We start from the raw sequence: 18,655 nt of genomic DNA on the forward strand, positions 1-18,655 counted from the left end.
CTCCGACGCTATCGGCGCGCACCCGGACGGCTCGAATCCTTTTGCCGATCCGGCAAGGTGTCCGGTCCGATCGGACTGCCGTGCGCCGGGTCCGATCAGACTGTCGCCGCGGCACCGGAATCGGCGAACTGGGTGCGGTAGAGCTCGGTGTAGCGGCCGTCCGCGGCGAGCAGTTCGGTGTGTGTACCGCGCTCCACGATGCGGCCGTGCTCGAGCACCAGGATCTGGTCGGCATTGCGGATGGTGGACAGCCGGTGCGCGATGACCAGGGCGGTGCGGCCGTCGAGGGCCTCGGCCAGCGCCTCCTGCACCGCGGCCTCGGAGGTGGAGTCCAGCGAGGCGGTGGCCTCGTCCAGGATCACCACGCGGGGCTGCTTGAGCAGCAGCCGGGCAATGGTCAGGCGCTGGCGTTCCCCGCCGGAGAGCCGATAGCCGCGCTCACCGACCACGGTGTCCAGGCCGTCGGGCAGCGACTCGATCAGCTCGCGTAACCGGGCGTGCTGCAGCGCATCCCACAGCTCGTCCTCGGTGGCCGCGGGGCGGGCGAGCAGCAGATTGGCGCGAATGGTGTCGTGGAACAGGTGCCCGTCCTGGGTGACCAGGCCGACGGTGTCCTGAATCGACTGCCCGGTCAGCTCGCGCACATCCATGCCGCCCAGCAGCACCGCACCGGAGTCCACGTCGTAGAGCCGCGAGACCAATTGCGCGATGGTGGATTTCCCGGCCCCGGAGGAGCCGACCAGCGCCACCATCTGCCCGGGCTCGGCCCGCAGCGAGACATCGTGCAGCACCTCCTCGCCGCCGCGGGTGTCGAGCGTGGCCACATCCTCCAGCGAGGCCAGCGAAACCTTGTCGGCCGACGGGTAGCCGAAGGTGACGCCGTCCAGCTCCACCGCCACCGGGCCCGCGGGCACCGGCACCGCCAGCGGCGAATCCTCGATCAGCGGCTTCAGATCCAGCACCTCGAAGACCCGCTCGAAGCTGACCAGCGCCGACATCACATCCACCCGGGCGCTGGCCAGCGCGGTGAGCGGCGAGTACAGCCGGGTCAGCAGCAGCGAAAGGGCCACCACCGCACCGGGTTCCAGCTCACCCTTCAGCGCCAGATAGCCGCCCAGCCCGTAGACCAGCGCCAGCGCCAGCGCCGAGACCAGGGTGAGCGCGGTGACGAACACCGTCTGCAGCATGGCCGTGCGCACCCCGATATCGCGCACCCGCCCGGCGCGCAGCCCGAACTCCGCGGACTCCTGCCGCGGCCGGCCGAACAGTTTGACCAGCGTCGCGCCCGGCGCGGAGAACCGCTCGGTCATCTGGGTGCTCATGGAGGCGTTCAGCCCGGCCGCCTCGCGCTGGATGCCGGCCAGCCGCTCGCCCATGCGCCGGGCGGGGACGACGAAGACCGGCAGCAGTACCAGGGCGAGCAGGGTGATCTGCCACGACAGCCGCAGCATCACGGCCAGCGTGAGCACGAGGGTGACCAGGTTGGTGACGACCCCGGACAGGGTGGTGCTGAACGCGCGTTGCGCCCCGATAACGTCATTGTTGAGCCGGCTCACCAGTGCGCCGGTCCGGGTGCGCGTGAAGAACGCGATCGGCATCTTCTGTACGTGATCGAACACCGCGGTGCGCAGATCGAAGATGAGCCCCTCTCCGATGCGCGCCGACAACCACCTGATCACCAACCCCAAGCCGGCATCCAGCACCGCGACCGCCGCGATGATCCCGGCCAGCGTGATCACCGTGCGCGGCGCGCCGTGCCCGACGATGGCGTCGACCACTCGCCCGGCCAGGACCGGGGTGGCCACCGCCAGCAGCGCCGACACGATGCTGAATACCAGGAACGCCACCAGCTGCCGATGGTGTGGCCGCGCGAAGGCGAGGATCCGCCGGGCAGTGGCCAACCGCAGCGGTCGCTGCTCTGTGGGCGCGTTCATCTGCCGATACAGCTGATTCCACGCCACGGATTCGATACTCATCCCCGCTCCTCACCGGTCACGGGATCCATCGAACCCCGCACCACCGACACTAATACCTCAACAAAGGTTGAGATCAAGTCCATCCGCCCAGGCCAGCGGTTCGCGCTGAGCGAAATCCGGCGCCCGCCACCGGGCCGGATCGGCGAAGCCTCGCGATGGCGCGCATAGGGTTGGGGCGTGAGCGAGGCGTGGGAGCGAGCGTTGCGCGCGGTGATCACCGGTGAGGTCGACACCGGGCCCCGGCGGCGGGCCGAGTACTCCTCGGACGCCTCGAACTACCGGATCCTCCCGCGCGGCGTGGTCTTCCCGCGCGATGCGGCCGATGTGCGGGCGGCCCTGGATGTGGCGCGCGCGGAGGGGCTGACCGTGACCGCGCGCGGGGCGGGCACCTCGGTGGCGGGCAATGCCGTCGGACCGGGTCTGGTGCTGGACTTCAGCCGCCATATGAACGCCATCCTCGACCTCGATCCCGAGCGCCGCACCGCACGGGTGCAGCCCGGGGTGGTGCTGGCCGCGCTGCAGCGGCGCGCGGGCGCGCACGGGCTGCGCTTCGGCCCGGACCCGTCCACCCAGAACCGGTGCACGCTGGGCGGGATGATCGGCAACAATGCCTGCGGTCCGCGCGCGGTGGCCTGGGGCCGCACCTCGGATACGGTGCGCGAGTTGCGGATTCTCGACGGGATGGGCATCGAGCGCACCCTGGGCGCGGACCTGTCCGTACTCGCGGGCCTGCCCGAATTCACCCGCACCCACCTGGCGCTCATCCGCACCGAGCTGGGCCGGTTCGAGCGGCAGGCGTCCGGATACGCGCTGGAACATCTACTGCCGGAACGCGGTTCGTCGGTGGCCAGGGCCTTCGTCGGCACCGAGGGCACCTGCGGGCTGTTGCTGGACGCCACCGTCGGGCTGGTTCCGGTGCCCGCGGCGACCGTGCTGGTGGCGCTCGGCTACCCGGATATGCCGGCGGCGGCGGACGATATCGCCGCCGTCATGGCGGTGCGGCCCATTGCCGTGGAGGGCATGGACGCGCGCCTGGTCGACGTGGTGCGTGCCCATCGCGGCGGGGTGCCCGATCTGCCGCGCGGCGGCGGCTGGCTGTTGATCGAAATCGACGGTGAGACAAGCGAACAGGCACGGGACAAGGCGGAGCTGCTGCGCGGGAGCGCGCACGCGCTGGATTCCCGCGTGGTCACCGACCCGGCCGAGGCGCAGGCGCTGTGGGGCATCCGAGCCGACGGCGCCGGCCTGGCCGGCCGCACCCCGGACGGCCGTCCGGCCTGGCCGGGCTGGGAGGACGCCGCCGTGCCGCCCGACCGGCTCGGCGACTACCTGCGCGAGTTCGAGGCGCTCCTCCGGGACCACGGCCTGGACGGCCTGCTCTACGGTCATTTCGGCGACGGCTGTATCCATGTGCGCCTGGATCTGCCGATAGCCGATGCGCCGCAACGCTTCCGGTCCTTCCTCGAGGAGGCGGCGCGGCAGGTGGTGCGGTTCGGCGGCTCGCTCTCGGGTGAGCACGGCGACGGCCGGGCGCGCTCGGATCTGTTGCGGTTCATGTACTCCCGGGCGGCCCTCGACGCCTTCGCGGGCTTCAAGGCGCTGTTCGACCCCGACGCCGTGCTGAATCCCGGTGTGCTCGTGCATCCCCGCCCGATCGATGCCGACCTGCGCCTGGCCGGGCTGCGCCCGCTGCCCACGACCGGTGGTTTCGCTTTTCCCGCCGACGGCGATCTGGCCACGGCCGTGCATCGCTGCGTCGGAGTCGGCAAGTGCCGGGCCGACACCCACGCCGCGGGCGGGTTCATGTGCCCGTCGTATCTGGCCACCGCCGACGAGAAGGACAGCACCCGCGGCCGGGCCCGGGTGCTGCAGGAGGTGGTCCGGGGCGCGCTGGATTGGCGGTCGGACGCCGTCGCCGAGTCGCTGGATCTCTGCCTGTCCTGCAAGGCATGCCATTCCGACTGCCCCGCCGGCGTCGACATGGCGACCTACAAGTCGGAGACCCTGTACCGCCGCTATCGGCACAGGCCGCGCCCGATCGACCACTACACCCTGGGCCGCCTGCCGCGCTGGCTCGGACCGGCGACGCGGCTCCCCCGGCTGGTGAACGCGCTCGGTGCGGCGGGACCGCTGCGCCGCCTCGGCCTGCGGTTGTCCGGAATGGATCCGCGTCGCGAGGTGCCCACGGTGGCGCACAGGAGTTTTCGGCGTTCCTGGCGGCAGCCGGTGCGCCCCGGCGACTCCGCACCCGGGGTGATGGTGATGCTGTGGATCGACACCTTCACCGACGCCTTCGATCCCGAGATCGCCGGTGCCGCCGTGGAATTGATCGAGTCACTGGGCCATCGCGTGCGCATCCCCGACTCCCGGGTCTGCTGCGGTCTCACCTGGATCAGCACCGGTCAGCTGGACGGCGCGCGGAAGCGGCTGCGCGCCACCGTCGACGCCCTGGCCGCGCATGTCGGTGCGGGTGGGGTGGTGGTCGGGCTGGAACCGTCGTGCACGGCCGCGCTGCGCGAGGATCTCCCGCGCCTGCTGCCCGAGGATCCGCGGGCGGCCGCCGTGGCGGGCGCGGTGCGCACCCTGTCGGAATTTCTGGAGGGCGAGCCCGGCTGGCGGCCGCCGGACCGCAGTGGCCACACCGTGCTGGTGCAGCCGCACTGCCATCAGCATGCCGTGCTGGGGTTCGCGGCCGATCGCCGAATACTGCGCGGCACCGGTGCGAAAGTGATCGAGATCACCGGATGCTGTGGGCTTGCTGGAAATTTCGGAATGCAGCGCGGCCACTACGACGTATCGGTCGCGGTCGCCGAGAACGGCCTGCTCCCGGCACTGCGTGCGGCGCCCGTGAATTCGATCCTGATCGCCGACGGTTTCTCCTGCCGGACCCAGGCCGCACAGCTGGCCGGCCGCCCGTCCCGGCACCTGGCCCAGTTCCTCCTGGATCGGCCGTAATCGGCACGGACCGGCCATGATCGGCACGTTCCGGCCCTGACCGGCGCAGACGAAGGGGCGCCCGCCGTGGCGGGTGCCCCTTCCCTCATCGTCAGCTGCCGAACGGCAGCATGCCGGGCGCAAGCTGGTAACCGCTACTACCGGCGAACACGTTTCCCCAAACGCCGAGCAGGAAATTGATCAGGTTGGTGATCATGCCGAGTACCTCCAGTGCCGGATGCCATTAGTTTGCTGAGCAACCAAGACAATCGGAATGAACATCGCCACCGTCGATCTTCGCGTTAACAATAGAATGGCGCGGTGACTTCAGCGCCGCCCGGAATCGATCGGATGACGGTCGAGCGCGCCCGCACCCTCCGTTCGGATCGGCCGCTGGATCTGGCCGCCACCATCTCCCCGCTGCGCCGCGGCTTCGGCGATCCCTGTCATCGCGAAACTCCCGACGGCTCGCACTGGCACGCCTCCCGCCTGCCCTCGGGGGAGGTCACCTACCGGCTGCGGCAACTCGATCGGCAGACGGTCGACGCCCGCGCGTGGGGTCCGGGCGCGGAGGAGTTCCTGGCGGGGCTCCCCGCCATGCTCTGCCTGGACGAGGACCTCAGCGATTTCGCCCCCGAGCATCCCAAGGTCGCCGAGGCGCACCGCCGCAATCCGGGGCTGCGCATGCTGCGCACCGGCCTGGTGTGGGAGGCGCTGGTGCCGGCGGTGCTGGAGCAGAAGGTGCACACCAGGACCGCCCACGACTCCTGGCGGAAACTGGTGTGGCGCTACGGAACTCCCGCCCCCGGTCCGGCCCCGCAGGGCCTGCGGGTCATGCCCGACGCCGAGACCTGGCGGCACATCCCGTCCTGGGTCTACCATCGCGCCAATGTCGGCCCGCAGCGTTCGAAAACCATTGTGCTGGCGGCGCGTATCGCACCGAAGCTGGAGCAGGCGGCCGGGCTGAGCCACGCCGACGCCGCGCAGCGGCTGCGCACGGTGCCCGGGATCGGGGTGTGGACGGCCGCCGAGATCGCCCAGCGCGCCTTCGGTGATCCGGATGCCCTCTCGGTGGGCGATTTTCATCTCGCGGCCACCGTCGGCTGGACGCTGCTCGATCGTCCGATCGACGACGACGAGATGGTCGAGTACCTGGAACCCCTGCGCCCGCACCGATATCGCGCCGTGCGGCTGCTCGGCCTGGCCGGGTTCGCGCGCAAACCGAAGTTCGGCCCGCGCACGCCCTACACCGATCACAGTCGCATCTGAGCGCCGATCACCGCTGGGCGGCGGCCGCGTCGGCCTCCCGCTGCGCCCGGGCCAGCGCGTCCGGGACGGGGATGCGGCCCAGGTACATCTCGTCGAAGATCGGCGTCATCGCCTCCAGCGCGGCCGGGAATCCCGCGCCCCCGCCCGCCGCGATCTCCTGGTCTCGCAACACATCGAAGAACGGTGACACGTCGACCCCGTGCCGGGCCCAGTAGTCCCGATACACCTGTTGTTCGGATACCACGGCCGGAATCGTCGCCCCGTCGATGCCGAGGTAGCGGTTGCCCGCCGCACTGCCCAGCCAGGCCAGCACCCGCCGCACCGCCGCGGGGTGCGGGGTGGCGGCATTGCCCGCGAGGCCGATGGCATTGTTGGCGCTCACCCGCCCGGCCGGGCCCGCGGGAATCATGGCCAATCCCCAGTGGAATCCGGCATTCTGGGCAATCGTGGCCAGATTGAAGGTGCCCGACTGGAGCAGCGCCATCCGGCCCTGCAGGAAGGCGTTCTTGGCGAAGTCGCCGCTGGTATTGGTGTCCGCGGCCGAGGGGGAGAGCCGGTCGGCGACCAGCCCCACCGTGTAGCCGAAGGCGTCCCGTCCCTGCGGGGAATCGAAGGCGAACCGGCCGTCGCGCTGGAGCTGCCCACCGGCCGAGCCCAGATACGGCAGGGTGATGGATTGAAAGTCGTTGGCGGCGTTGTACGGCCACTCCGATGCCGGGGCCAACCGTCGCAGCAGCGGCCGGAAGGTATCCCGCGCCGGGTCGGGGCTCCAGCGCGCCGTCGTGACCTCGTCCGGGTCGACCCCGGCCTGTGCCAGCAGGTCCCGGTTGACGTACACGGCGGTCCCGCCGTCCACGAATTGCGGTACCGCCCACAGCGTTCCGGCGCGCGTGTACTGCGTGACGGCCTGCGGGTCCCAGGCTCGGGTCGCCTGCGGTCCCAGTGCCGCACCGATATCCATCAGGTGACCGCTGTCGGCGTAGTCCTCGTAGAGGTTGGTCCAGAACAGGTCGTCGGCGATTCCGCCCGCGACATCCAGCCGTAGCTTCTGCGCGTAGGAAGCCCACGGCACCAGCGTGATTCGCACCTCGACATCGGGGTTGGCGCGCTGGAACTCGTCCAGCGAGGCCCGATACGCGGAGACGAAACTCTGATCCCAGATCCGCAGCCGCACCACCGTGCGCCCGCCGCTCGCCGTATCGCGGCCCAGCCACAGGGCCGCGGCCACCAGCAGCACGCAGACCACGACCAGCCCGAGCAGGGCCAGGGTCGAATCTTTGATCCGGATCCCTGTCATTTGATCCCCGTCACCGCGATGGAGGCCAGGACCTGCCGCTGGAACACCACGAACAACAGCACCAGTGGAACGATCGCCAGCGTGGTGGCGGCCATGATCAGCGTCCATTGCGCGTTGTACTGGGTCTGCATGGTCGCCGTGGCCACGGTCAGCACCTGCCATTTCGGGCCGGACGCGGCGACCAGCGGCCACATGAAGCTGTTCCACTGCGAGACCACGGTGATGACGGCGAGCGTGGCCAGGATCGGCCTGCTCATCGGCACCACGACGCTCACCAGGATGTCGAGGGTCGAGGCCCCGTCCATCCGCGCCGCGTCGATGATCTCCCCCGGAATGGCCCGGAAGTACTGGCGCAGCAGGAAGATCGCGTACGGCGAGCCGAACAGGAATGGCAGCACCAGCGCCCAGAAGCTGTTGAGCCAGCCCAGCTTCGCGAACATCAGGTACAGCGGCACCAGGGTGACCGCGCTGGGTACCATCATGGTCCCGAGATACACCCAGAACAGCAGGTCACGACCGGGAAAACTGGTGCGCGCGAAGGCATATGCCGCCATGGCCGAGGTGACCAGCTGCCCGCAGGTGATGCAGACCGTCATCAGGGCGGTGACCGCGACCGCCCGCCCCAGCCCCTGGTCCAGCACGGTGCGGAAGTTGTCCAGCGTGGCGGGATGCGGTGTGGCCAGGGCGGATTCGCTCGCGAACTGCTTCGGCGTCTTGACCGCGGTCAGGGCGCTGAGCACCAGCGGAGCCACCGTCAGCAGCGCCCCGAGGATCAGCACCGCGTACGCCGCGACGGCCCGGGCCGCCACCCGTGGTTCAGTACTCATGACTGGTCCGATCCCGGAAGTATCGGTGCTGCACCACCGTGATCACGAACATGACCGCGAAAACCACCACCGCCATGACCGCGGCCCGCCCCGGATGCGCGGCCTCGAACGCCTCCGAATACATCCGCATGGCAACCACATCGGTGTGGTGGTCGGGCCCGCCCCGGGTGAGCGCGTACACCGCGTCGAAGGTCTGGAAGACGCTCAGCACTCCGGTGACCAGGACGAAGAACATGGTCGGGCGCAGCAGCGGCAGGATCAGCCAGCGAATGCGCCGCCGGCCGGTGGCCCCGTCCAGCGCGCCCGCGTCCAGGATCTCCCCGGGTATGGCCCTGATCCCGGCCACGAAGAACAAGGCCACGTAACCGACATTCATCCACACGATCACAGCGGCCACCGCCGGCAGCGCCAGCGTCGGTGAGCTCAGCCATTCCACCCGCCGTCCCAGCAGCGCATTCAATGCGCCGCCCGTGGGTGCGAAGATCCACTGCCACACCACCCCCACCGCCACCGGCGCACACATCCACGGCAGCGCGTACACCACCCGCAGCACGGTCCCGCCCCGCCCGCGCCGCGCCAGCACGGCCGCCACCGCGAACCCCAGCGCCGTCTGCACCGGCACCACCAGCGCCGTCAACGCCAGCGTCACCAGCAGCGAATGCCCGAACTGCCGATCCCCCAGCACCGACCGCCAGTTGCTCGCCCCGGTGAATTCGATGGGCCCCAGCAGATTCCAGCTGTGCACACTCAGCCACAACACCACCGCGATCGGCACCAGCAGGAAACACCCGACCCCGATCAGGCTCGGCAGCAGCAGCGCATAGCCCACCGCCGCCTGTCTGCGCCGGGCCGAACCGCGGCGAACCGTCCGATCCATGAGCAGCGACGCTACCGGGCCGCTGCCGGCGGCAGCGCTCTCCCACGTCCGATCTGCCCGATATTGCCCTGTGCGCGATGCGATTTCGAGACGGCGTCCCACCCGGTGCCGGGCGACGGCGCATGATAGTTTGTGCCGCGCTCGTTCATAGCTATGACGGCGAGGCTGGCCACGACAGGGCAGGGGACGGCGTCGATGAGAATCAAGCCACGGGAACAGATCCTCGGAGTCTGGCGGTCGCTGCTGACCGCGTGTTATCGGGATGGCGAGTGGGTGTGGGACGGCCGCAACGGCTCCAACTCCATCAGCGACGCCGAACAGCTGCTGTGCCTGCTGTACCCGGCGACCGAGATCGACGGCTTCGGGCTGGAGCATCCCGACGAGATCGCCGACGACATCCGCGAGGTGCTCTCCCCCCTCGGCGACAATGGCCTGCGCATCGGCGAGCGCGTGGTCTGGCTGCTCGAGCAGTACATCGACCGCCACACCGACCGCGACCCCGACTCCGACGCCGCCCTGCCGAATTTCGCCGCGGGCAGCTACCTGGCCACCTCCGACGGCGCCGAGCCGACCCCGGCGCAGCGCACGCTCGAGGTCGTCGACTCCTATTCCATGTCACTGACCCTATGCCTGGCCGCGCTGAAATTCCTGCGCGGATTCAGCGGCCCGGTAGCCGAACTGGCCGTGGGCCGGCGGATCAAGCTCGCCGTGGACCTGGGCCCGCGCATCGAGGCGCTCGACGTGCTCATCAATGTCCGGCTCACCGCCGCCATGGTGGGCCTGATCCGCAGCTTCGTCGTGAATACGGTCTCGCCCAAATCCGCCGCGGGGCAGGCCATGCTGTCGATGCTCAACCAGACCGGCGGCTCCCCCGACGCGGTGGTGCACGCCGTGCAGCAGCGCCTGGACCGGGTGCGGATCCGGCTGCGCAACGACGCCACCCTCAGCCAGGTGGAGGGCGTCGACCTGGACAGCGGCGACATGCTGTTCGAATGTGGTTGGAGCTGGGCCATAGTGCGCAAGGCCGCGTCCATCGACTTCGTGGACATGCCCATCGCGGATCAGCCCGGTCATGCCGTCGCCCGGCCCTACCTGCACTTCACCGTGGTGGCGCTGGACGGCATCAACGACCTCACCTCGGTGCGCACCCGTGAACTCGACCTGCTCAACGGCGAGCAGCGCCGCCTGGCCGAGGCCCTGCAGCTGCGCTGGGATCTGGCCCAGCGCTACTGGGCGGCGGTGGCCCGCTTCGGCACCGGGCGCTGGCCGCTCGAGGACATTCCGTGGCGTACCTCCGACGGCGAGGAATCGGACTACTTCAGTCTCGTCGTCTCCGCGGTGCTCATGCAGGATCTGCTCAACCGCGAGGCCAACGACGACGATCTGGACCGCGCCGCAACGATTTTCGACGAGCTGGCCCGCCGCGGCCGCATCGTGCGCCGCTTCACCGCCGACGATCCGGCCCGCACCATGCACACGCCGGGCGTGAGTCTGCGCCTGCTGGGCAGCGAGGCGCTGGACGGCCCGCTGCTGCTGTGGACGGTCTCCGATTACGCCACCGTCCTTTTGAAACGCACCCTGCAGGCCGCGCGGCTCTCCGGCACCATCGAGACCCGCGACCAGCTGATGACGCTGGCCCAGGCCACCATGGACCACCTCGACCTGCGCGCCTTCCGCGAAGGACCGGCCACCGGCCTGTGGGACGATCCCAGCCGCATCTTCGGCGGCCCCGAAAACCACCTGCCCTCCTGGTATCTCACCGAGCGCGTGGTCGAGTGCATGGTGACCGCCGCGCGCCTGTACCGGGAACCGCCGCTGCGGGCGCCGACCTCGGTGACCCGGGCCATGGAGCTGCTGACCGAGGCCGAACACCTGCTCAACCGGGAGATGCTGGAGCTGAGCGAGACCGACGTGTCGGCCGGCCGCACCGCCCTGGCCCTGGCCGAGCAGCGCCTGGAACGGGCCCGCACGCTGATCGACGAGCGCCCCGGCACCGCAGTCAGTCTCGCCTCGCAGGCCCTCTTGGAACTGGACGAGCTCGCCTACGCCCGGTTCGACGCCACCAGGAGCGTGTGATCGTGCTCGTGTTCTCCTCTTCGGACAAGGGCGGCACCGGACGCTCGGTCACCAGCTGCAATATGGCCTACTGGCTGAGCATGAAGGGGTACAAGGTCGCCTATCTGGACTTCGATTTCGGATCCCCCACCGCGGGTGGCACTTTCGAGATCAGCCGGATCGACAACGGGGTCCGGGACGGGACCGGCCTGCACGCCTATCTGCTCGACGAGAACGGAACGCCGGCGCGGCTGAGTGTGCGCTCCGAGACCGACCGGATGGAACTGAGCCGGTCCCGGCATCCTTCCGGCCGCCTGGTGCTGTTTCCCGGCGATCTCGGCGGCTCCGAGTTCACCACGCTCGACGAGCGCATGATCGATCGCTGCGCCGCGCTGTTCGCCACCTGCGAGCAGGAATTCAATGTCACCTTCGTCGATCTGAGCGCGGGCCGATCCATCGCCCTGGCCCTCGCGCTCAGCGCGACCCGGCACCCGCAGCTGTCCCGCGCGGTGTGCCGCTGGCTCATCTTCCACCGCTGGACCCGCCAGCACATCGCGGCCGCCCGCGGCCTGGTGCACGACGAGCACGGCGTGCTGGCCGTCGGCGAGACCTGGGGACACGACCGGGCCGAGCTGCTGAATTCGCTGCGCTTCGTCCGCACCGCGGTGCCCGAACTCAACCTGACCGCCGGCCTCCGCCCGGCCCAGGCCGCCTGGCTGCAGGAACAACACAACACCCTGACCCGCGCGGCCAACCGGCACGGCATGGGCGAGAGCGGGATACTGGGCAAGATCCCGGTGGAACCGATGCTGCAGTGCCGGGAACAGGTGATCCTGGATGTGGATGTGGCCGCCCACGTCGCCAATGCCGAGACCGTGGCCGCATTCCGCCTGCTCACCGAGAAACTCATGAACGACGCCGTCTGGGAACAGGTGGAGGTGCGCCGATGAGCTCCGCGACCGACTACAGCGAGGCGGGCGAACGCAATCGCGTGGCCGGCCAGCCGCTCTCGCATCTGTCCATCGAGGTCGGGCACTTCTATATGGACGAGCTGGTCGACGGCGTCGACCGGATCCACGCCCAGCTGCGCAAGGTGGCGCCCATCGTCCAGACCCAGATCGCCGCTGCCGAAGCGGAATTCGGGGCGGGCGCCCGGGTCAGCACCTGCTTCCTGGTCGACGACTACTTCTGGACCCGCACCGCCAACCGCCCGCGCGATGCCCGGCGCACCGCCGACCCGCGCCACGTGCTGGAGCAGCTGCTGGCCGCCGCGGAGGAATGCGGTGTGCGCATCGACTATCTGGCGCGCGAGGCGGGCTGCGCCGAGGTGCCGTCGTTCCAGGATGGTGAACCGGTCGGCGAGCCGGTGCGGCTGGCGGAGATGATGGCCGCCCGCATCGTCGCCGAACCCGAGCGCGACAGCACCGGCCGCCGCCCGCCCACCGTCGAGTCGGGCTGGCTCTGCAATGGCCGCCGATCCTCGGAATTCGATGCGGGACAGGCCATGCGCATCTCGCGCTACCGGCCGCCGGAGGAATTCGGCGCGCGCAATCACTCCATCTTCCTGGATGTGCAGCTGTGGAGCCGCCGCCTGGAGGAAGAGGGCGATCAACAGGTGGAGCGCATACTCTGGTCCTGCCCCTTCCTGGCCGCCATCTGGCAGTTGCTGCGGCTGGGCCTGATTCGCAACGAGGGCGCCATGGTGGCGGCCCCGGTGCCCTGGGAGGAGCCGTGGCCCGGCGACTGGTCCCGGCTGCCCGCGGTGGTGAAACTGAATCCGAAGGCCAAGCCCTTCGCGGCCTATCGGGCGCTGTCGGTGCTGCCCTACAGCTATCTGGGCATCGAGCACGCCGTGCGGGTCATCCTCGACCATCTGCAACTCGATGACGATGTGCAGGCGAAGCTCGCCGAACGCGGTGCGGGCGAACGAATTCCGGTGCAGGTGCCGCGCCGGGCCACCCACCGGTTGAACCATATCTTCCTGGGTGACGTCTGAGGTGGCCGCCCGGTGAACGAGCCGCTGGTGCTGCTGGGGGAGGTACGCACGGCCCTGCTGCCCAATGCGGGTGGACTGGCCGCGCGGGAGGCGACAGCGCTGCTGTCCCTGCTGCCCGGGCAGCGGGTATTGATGCGGGAACGACCGCTGGCCCTGGCGATTTCGCCGGGTTCCGCCGTCGGGGTGGACTGCAAGCTGGCCACGGTGTCCGGATCGGACAGCCGCGCCATCGGGACGGTGGCGGCGCACGCGATCCTGGTGGGCGGCCGGGTGATGCAGAGTTCGGCCTGTTCCACGGTGGTGCGGACGGCCGACAAGAACCGGCGGCCCTGGTCGCACTACCTGGATCAGGTCGGGACGCTGGAGGTGTGGCACCGCATCGCCGACGACGCCGCGGCCGCCGTCGATCTCACCGAGGGGTTCCTGGAGGGCTCCGGCGCCACCACCCTGGACCTGGGGTCGGTCAGCGACCGGCTGCTCACCCGCGTGCGCACCGATCCCCGCCTGGATCAGCAGCCGCCGGTGCGCTCCAGCGCCACCCGGCTGCGCTGGGCCGCGCGGGTCGCGCCGCCGGTAGGCGGCGCCGTGCGCGGGCGCACCCTGTTCGCCTTCCGGCTCGAGGACGAGCACACCCGGTCGGTGCGGATCATGGTGCCGACCGCCCGGGATCTCGGTGCGGTGCAACGCTTCTGCGAGGACCTGGCCGTGCACGACTGGCTGCTGTCCACCCTGGGCGCGGCACTGTCCGAGGCGGATCGTCCCATGCCCGAACGCGATCCGTCCGCCGAGCTGGCGCCGCTGCTCGAACAGCTGGTGCACCTGTGGATGCCGGGCGCCCACACCCCGCCCCGGCTGCGCGAACTGTGGACGCGGCTGGAGTCCGATCCGGGCTTCACCCGGCAGTGGACCGCGCAGGTCGGACATCTGCGCGACCGGCTGGCGGTGGCGACCCTGGCGGCGCTGCGCAGCGCCAAGATCAGCACCGTCCAGTGGTGACCGGCGGATCCGACCGGCGGCGCGACCGGATCAGAGCCGGAACCAGCGGCGCACCAGCAGCGCGAAGAATACCGACATGGTGACCGCGCCCAGATAGCTCTCGAGCACGAACACCGCCCGCCCGCCGACCCGCAGGTTGTCGGTATCCCCGACGCCCAGCGGATTCAGGTAGTTCATGAACACCTGGTACACGGTGATGGCCGGCGGCTGATCCGACCGCAACGTGACCGCCACCACGAAGACCAGCAGCTGGAACGCCACGAACCACAGCATGCGGAAGGGCCGGTAACCGTAGCCGCAGATGAGATCCGGGACCAGGCCGCCGGCGCGCCGCCAGGCCGCCGGCTGCGCCAGCCGCCGCGCCCGGGCCAGTGCCAGGCCGCAGCGATCCTCGGCATCGGTGTCCTCGTCGATGCGGTAGAGACTCCCGGCCCGGCGGTAGGCCAGGGCGGCGTGCGCGGGCAGTCCGGCCTGCACCAGTGGGCGGCCCAGCCGCTCGTAGGCCTCGGCCAGCAGCCGATTCTGGGTGCGGCTCAGGCGCAGTGGCCCGCGGAACTCCACCTCCGCGGCGATCAGGGCCGCGAGCAGCTGGTTGACCGCCATCGGCTGCGGCGCCGCGGTGGCGGTGTGTTCGAGGACCGGTGCGTAGAGGTGGGCGAAGACGAGACTGTCACCGGCCCTGCGGATTCCGGGCGGATCGTACGTCGCCACCACCGCCTCGGTGTGCCGGGTGAACAGGTCCAGCAGCGGCTGTTCGGTGGCGCGGCGGCGCAGGCCGTGCGGCTGCTCCAGGAATTCGGTGACGTTGTCGGCGTAGGTGTCGGCGTGGCGCTCGACGCGCATGCTCATATCCGTCACGAACGGCGACGATGGAGCGCTTTTCTCGAGCATGATCAATGATAGATCCTGTGCACCAGCACATCTCGCGGCTCGTCCGCGCCGAAGTAGGCGGCCTCGTGGTCGGCCCACACGAAGCCGACCTCCTTGTAGAGGTGGTAGGCGACCCGATTGCCCGGCTTCACCGTGACGAAGACCTGTTCAGCGCGGGCCCGATGGCATTGGGCCAGAGCGGCTTCCAGCAGTGCCCGGCCGTGGCCGCGGCCCCGGCACTCGGATGCCACCGCGAAGCCGAGAAACCAGGCCGTGCGCTCTCCATCGAGGGCGGTGAGCACGTAGCCGCAGAGCTCCCCCGCGTCCTCGGCAACCGTCCAGTTTGCTCCGTGTAGCTCGAAGAGCTGCCGGAGTACGAAATACGGATACGCGAGATGCTCGAATTCGACCACCTCGAGTGCGCGGATCGCGTCCAGATCCGACAGTGACGCGATCCGGCACGCCGGATCTTCCGGCAATTCGAAGGCCGACAACGGTGTTCCCCTCCACCCCGGGCACAAGTGCGATGGATTCCAGGGTAAGCGTCACACCGAATCTTGGGTGCGGTTCGGCCGCCGGCTGTCTGCGGAGCGGGCGGCCGAACCGCGCTGCAGCACGCGGCGGGGACTGCGCCACCGCTGCCCGCAGGTTAGGCGCGGGGCGCTCGAAAGCGCTGTGCGGCAGCGTTCATCGCGGCCGGGGGCCTTTCCCGGTTCACCCCGGGCCGCGAAATCCTGGTGTAGACGTGTGCCTTCTGGTGGCGGAGCTGTGCCGTCCGGGCGTCGAGCAGTAGCCACAGCATCCGGTGGACGAACCGGTCGTAGCCGGTCGGTACGGGATCGGGGCCGGTCATGGCAGTGCCCGCTCGTCGAGCACGCACCGTCCCTCCTCGACCAGCGTTGCCCGTGCTCGTCGGCGTACCTTGCAGGTCTGCACCGTGCAATCGAGGTGCAATTGCATTGCGGCGTGCGCTTGTTCGACGGTCATCACACCCGGATCACGGCGGCAGCGCGACAGACCGGCAATGTGCATGTTGAGGGACGTCAGTTGCATGTCCAGACCACTCCTCGTTCCCGCTGGTTCCTGAAGTGCCCGGAGGTTCAGGAAAGGAAAGGGGTCTAGCTACACCGCTCCGGGCACATCTCCAGCACACCACGAGCAGACGCCAGGCGGGCGAATTTCGAGCAGGAGAACGCAAAATTGCGCGAATTCCCAGCAGTGAATCCACCTGGGGGAGGACGATTCTCCAAAGTGGACGAAGCCCTCGCCCGCCGTCGAGCCCCGATCCATGCCCGCGACCGCGAATGGAGCGTGTTGTGTCCGAAGGTCCCGCGTCATCCACCCTGCCCCGCCGTCAGCTCGGTCGCTATCTACGGGACTGGCGCATCCAGGCAGGATTGACCATCGCCGAAGCCGCCAAGCTGATGGAGTGGGGCGCGAGCACCTTGCAGCGGCTCGAGAAGGGCAACGCGGACCGCATCCGCACCATCGACATCCAGGAGCTGTGCCGCATCTACGGGATCCCCGCCGAAATCGCCGAGGGGCTCAAGGGTTTGGCGCAGCAGGCGGCGGTCAAGAGCTGGTGGCACTCCTACGGCGACCTGATTCCCGAGAACTTCGACGTCTACGTCGGCCTGGAGGCATCCGCGCAGCAGTTGTCCTGCTATCAATCGGAATTGGTGCCGGGCCTGCTGCAGACGGTCGAGTACGCAAGGGCCCTGAACCGGCTGGGATACCCGGAAGAGACCGTGGTGGAGGTGGATCGGCGCGTTCAGCTGCGTATGCAACGGCAGGCCATGATCACCCGCCGCATGCATCCGGCGACCATCGCCATGGTGTTGCACGAATCGGTATTGCGCCGCCTGGTGGGAGGTGCAAGGGTGATGGCGGCGCAAGTGCGACACTTGGCGGAACTGAGTACCCGGTCCAATGTCGCGCTGCGTATCCTGCCCTTCGCCGCCGGTGTCCCCCTGGGACTTTCGACCGGACCGTTCGTGATTCTGGAATTCGGATGCGACAGCAAGGGGCAACCGGTGGAGCCCCCGGTGGTCTACGTGGAGGGGTTCACCGGCGATCTGTATCTCGAGAGACAGGGCGACGTTCAGCGTTATCGCCGGGCCCAAGCGGGCCTGGAACGCTGCGCGCTGGACGTTCAGAACAGCAGAAACCTGCTCCGGCAGGTGGCGAAGGAGTATGCCGCCTGGGCGGTCGAGCCCGGAGGCGGTAGCGGAGCGTAACCATGTAGGGCTCCGCACAGGCGATGAAAGGACAGAGCATGAGTGTGGATTTTTCCGGGGCCCGCTGGTTCAAGAGCAGCCGCAGCGGGGCCGGTAAGGAGTGCGTCGAAGTGGCGTTCCTGCCCGCGGGCCGAGTGGGCGTGCGGGACAGCAAGAATCCGCAGGGCCCGGCGCTGGTGTTCGGCGCGGCGGAATGGGGATCCTTCACCGTGGGCCTCGAAAACGGGGTCTTCGACCGGTGATTCGCTGAACGAGGGTCCACGGGCCCCGGCCCGTGAACCCTCGGTATCAGAGGATTGCGACCACACCCATGGCGACGGCGGCGACCAGTACGCCGATCGCGACGGCGGGCATCAGTGCGCCGGTGAGTACGTATACGCCCATCGCCGATACCGCGAAGAGCATCCCTACGATCAGCCGTTCGACCCAGTCATCGGGACCCATTTTCCGGTACCGGGGACGCGCATTCTTGAGTCCTCGGTCCACGAATAGTTGGATACCCATGCTTAGCCGTCGCAAACATACTTCCGTTGCCAAACGGCAGCCGTTTCGTGATCAACAACCAGCTCGGCCATCAGCGCCGGAAGAGCTTGTTGCCCAGCCAGACGATCGGGTCGTACTGCCTGTCCACCACGCGTTCCTTGAGCGGGATCAGCGCGTTATCGGTGATCTTGATGTGTTCCGGGCACACTTCCGTACAGCACTTGGTGATGTTGCAGAAGCCCAGGCCCGCATCCTCTTGCGCCAGTTCCCGGCGGTCGGCCACATCCAAGGGATGCATTTCGAGTTCGGCAATGCGCATCAGGTATCGCGGACCGGAGAATGCGTGCTTGTTGTCCTCGTGATCACGGACCACGTGACAGGTGTTCTGGCACAGGAAGCATTCGATGCACTTGCGGAATTCCTGCGACCGTTCCACATCGGTCTGCTGCATCCGGTACTCGCCCGGCTTCAGATCCACGGGCGGCGTGAAAGACGGTACTTCGCGGGCCTTCTGGTAGTTGAACGACACATCCGTGACCAGGTCGCGAATAACCGGGAAGGTGCGCATGGGCGTCACCGTCACCACTTCTTCCTGGGTGAACGTCGACATGCGGGTCATGCACAGCAGCCGCGGCCGCCCGTTCACCTCGGCCGAGCACGAACCGCACTTGCCCGCCTTGCAGTTCCAGCGCACCGCCAGATCGGGCGCCTGGGTGGCCTGCAGCCGGTGGATGATGTCGAGCACCACCTCGCCCTCGTTCACCTCGACGGTGAAGTCCTGCAGGCCGCCGCCCTCGGTGTCACCGCGCCACACCTTGAACTTCGCCTCGTAACCCAT

The 18,655-nt window shown here is 69.1% G+C and carries 18 protein-coding genes; 8 read left to right on the top strand and 10 right to left on the bottom strand.

What is annotated here, in order from left to right; genetic code table 11:
- Positions 1-95: 95 nt before the first annotated feature.
- Positions 96-1,976: an ABC transporter ATP-binding protein gene (locus ACWEQQ_RS36565; RefSeq protein ID WP_452351447.1), complete on the bottom strand. Its 1,881-nt coding sequence runs from the start codon at positions 1,974-1,976 to the stop codon at positions 96-98.
- Between the two features lie 177 nt (positions 1,977-2,153).
- On the opposite strand from ACWEQQ_RS36565, the gene ACWEQQ_RS36570 reads away from it, so the two are divergent.
- Both ACWEQQ_RS36570 and ACWEQQ_RS36575 read left to right on the top strand, forming a co-directional pair.
- Positions 2,154-4,931: an FAD-binding and (Fe-S)-binding domain-containing protein gene (locus ACWEQQ_RS36570; protein ID WP_452351448.1), complete on the top strand. Its 2,778-nt coding sequence runs from the start codon at positions 2,154-2,156 to the stop codon at positions 4,929-4,931.
- A 330-nt stretch (positions 4,932-5,261) separates the two neighbouring features.
- Complete coding sequence (locus ACWEQQ_RS36575) at positions 5,262-6,179, top strand: DNA-3-methyladenine glycosylase family protein (RefSeq protein ID WP_452351484.1); 918 nt, start codon at positions 5,262-5,264, stop codon at positions 6,177-6,179.
- Positions 6,180-6,186: 7 nt separating this feature from the next.
- Here the strand turns inward: ACWEQQ_RS36575 and ACWEQQ_RS36580 are convergent, their stop codons facing one another.
- Genes ACWEQQ_RS36580 through ACWEQQ_RS36590 form a run of 3 tightly spaced genes read right to left on the bottom strand, consistent with a single transcriptional unit; the run spans position 6,187 to position 9,180 of the window.
- A complete protein-coding gene (locus ACWEQQ_RS36580; RefSeq protein WP_452351485.1) occupies positions 6,187-7,461 on the bottom strand; it encodes an extracellular solute-binding protein in 1,275 nt (424 codons plus the stop codon).
- An 11-nt stretch (positions 7,462-7,472) separates the two neighbouring features.
- Positions 7,473-8,303, bottom strand: coding sequence for a carbohydrate ABC transporter permease (locus tag ACWEQQ_RS36585; RefSeq protein ID WP_452351449.1), 831 nt, complete (start codon positions 8,301-8,303; stop codon positions 7,473-7,475).
- Entirely contained in the window at positions 8,293-9,180 is an 888-nt protein-coding gene (locus ACWEQQ_RS36590; protein WP_452351450.1) for a carbohydrate ABC transporter permease, read from the bottom strand. Before ACWEQQ_RS36590 ends, ACWEQQ_RS36585 begins: the two co-directional genes overlap by 11 nt.
- A 195-nt stretch (positions 9,181-9,375) precedes the next feature.
- Here ACWEQQ_RS36590 and ACWEQQ_RS36595 point away from each other — a divergent pair, with 195 nt between their 5' ends.
- From ACWEQQ_RS36595 to ACWEQQ_RS36610, 4 genes are read left to right on the top strand one after another with little or no spacing between them, the layout of a single operon-like run.
- Positions 9,376-11,256 carry an SCO2524 family protein gene (locus tag ACWEQQ_RS36595; protein WP_452351451.1) on the top strand — a complete coding sequence of 627 codons (1,881 nt, stop codon included), beginning with the start codon at positions 9,376-9,378 and terminating at the stop codon, positions 11,254-11,256.
- Positions 11,253-12,185, top strand: a complete 933-nt coding sequence (locus tag ACWEQQ_RS36600) for an SCO2523 family variant P-loop protein (RefSeq protein ID WP_452340948.1) — start codon at positions 11,253-11,255, stop codon at positions 12,183-12,185. The genes ACWEQQ_RS36595 and ACWEQQ_RS36600 overlap by 4 nt, the downstream gene beginning before the upstream one ends.
- Complete coding sequence (locus tag ACWEQQ_RS36605; protein ID WP_452340949.1) at positions 12,182-13,231, top strand: SCO2522 family protein; 1,050 nt, start codon at positions 12,182-12,184, stop codon at positions 13,229-13,231. Before ACWEQQ_RS36600 ends, ACWEQQ_RS36605 begins: the two co-directional genes overlap by 4 nt.
- A 12-nt stretch (positions 13,232-13,243) precedes the next feature.
- On the top strand, positions 13,244-14,227 hold the full coding sequence (locus tag ACWEQQ_RS36610) for an SCO2521 family protein (protein ID WP_452351452.1): 984 nt from the start codon (positions 13,244-13,246) through the stop codon (positions 14,225-14,227).
- Positions 14,228-14,257: 30 nt separating this feature from the next.
- Here ACWEQQ_RS36610 and ACWEQQ_RS36615 read toward each other — a convergent pair whose 3' ends face one another.
- From ACWEQQ_RS36615 to ACWEQQ_RS36630, 4 genes are all read right to left on the bottom strand, one after another.
- Complete coding sequence (locus ACWEQQ_RS36615) at positions 14,258-15,085, bottom strand: hypothetical protein (protein ID WP_452351453.1); 828 nt, start codon at positions 15,083-15,085, stop codon at positions 14,258-14,260.
- Between the two features lie 35 nt (positions 15,086-15,120).
- The gene (locus ACWEQQ_RS36620) at positions 15,121-15,591 is read right to left on the bottom strand and encodes a GNAT family N-acetyltransferase (RefSeq protein WP_452351454.1); all 471 of its coding nucleotides are present in this window, start codon (positions 15,589-15,591) and stop codon (positions 15,121-15,123) included.
- A 155-nt stretch (positions 15,592-15,746) separates the two neighbouring features.
- On the bottom strand, positions 15,747-15,977 hold the full coding sequence (locus ACWEQQ_RS36625; RefSeq protein WP_452351455.1) for a hypothetical protein: 231 nt from the start codon (positions 15,975-15,977) through the stop codon (positions 15,747-15,749).
- A complete protein-coding gene (locus tag ACWEQQ_RS36630; protein ID WP_040862491.1) occupies positions 15,947-16,150 on the bottom strand; it encodes a hypothetical protein in 204 nt (67 codons plus the stop codon). Before ACWEQQ_RS36630 ends, ACWEQQ_RS36625 begins: the two co-directional genes overlap by 31 nt.
- Positions 16,151-16,413: 263 nt before the next feature.
- Here ACWEQQ_RS36630 and ACWEQQ_RS36635 point away from each other — a divergent pair, with 263 nt between their 5' ends.
- Together ACWEQQ_RS36635 and ACWEQQ_RS36640 are read left to right on the top strand one after the other, a co-directional pair.
- The gene (locus ACWEQQ_RS36635) at positions 16,414-17,334 is read left to right on the top strand and encodes a helix-turn-helix domain-containing protein (RefSeq protein ID WP_452351456.1); all 921 of its coding nucleotides are present in this window, start codon (positions 16,414-16,416) and stop codon (positions 17,332-17,334) included.
- Between the two features lie 38 nt (positions 17,335-17,372).
- Positions 17,373-17,576 carry a DUF397 domain-containing protein gene (locus ACWEQQ_RS36640; protein ID WP_452351457.1) on the top strand — a complete coding sequence of 68 codons (204 nt, stop codon included), beginning with the start codon at positions 17,373-17,375 and terminating at the stop codon, positions 17,574-17,576.
- Between the two features lie 46 nt (positions 17,577-17,622).
- Here the strand turns inward: ACWEQQ_RS36640 and ACWEQQ_RS36645 are convergent, their stop codons facing one another.
- Both ACWEQQ_RS36645 and ACWEQQ_RS36650 read right to left on the bottom strand, forming a co-directional pair.
- The gene (locus ACWEQQ_RS36645) at positions 17,623-17,778 is read right to left on the bottom strand and encodes a hypothetical protein (protein WP_354840902.1); all 156 of its coding nucleotides are present in this window, start codon (positions 17,776-17,778) and stop codon (positions 17,623-17,625) included.
- Positions 17,779-17,908: 130 nt separating this feature from the next.
- Complete coding sequence (locus ACWEQQ_RS36650; protein ID WP_379384410.1) at positions 17,909-18,655, bottom strand: succinate dehydrogenase/fumarate reductase iron-sulfur subunit; 747 nt, start codon at positions 18,653-18,655, stop codon at positions 17,909-17,911.

The sequence above is a fragment of the Nocardia sp. NPDC004123 genome (assembly GCF_053603795.1).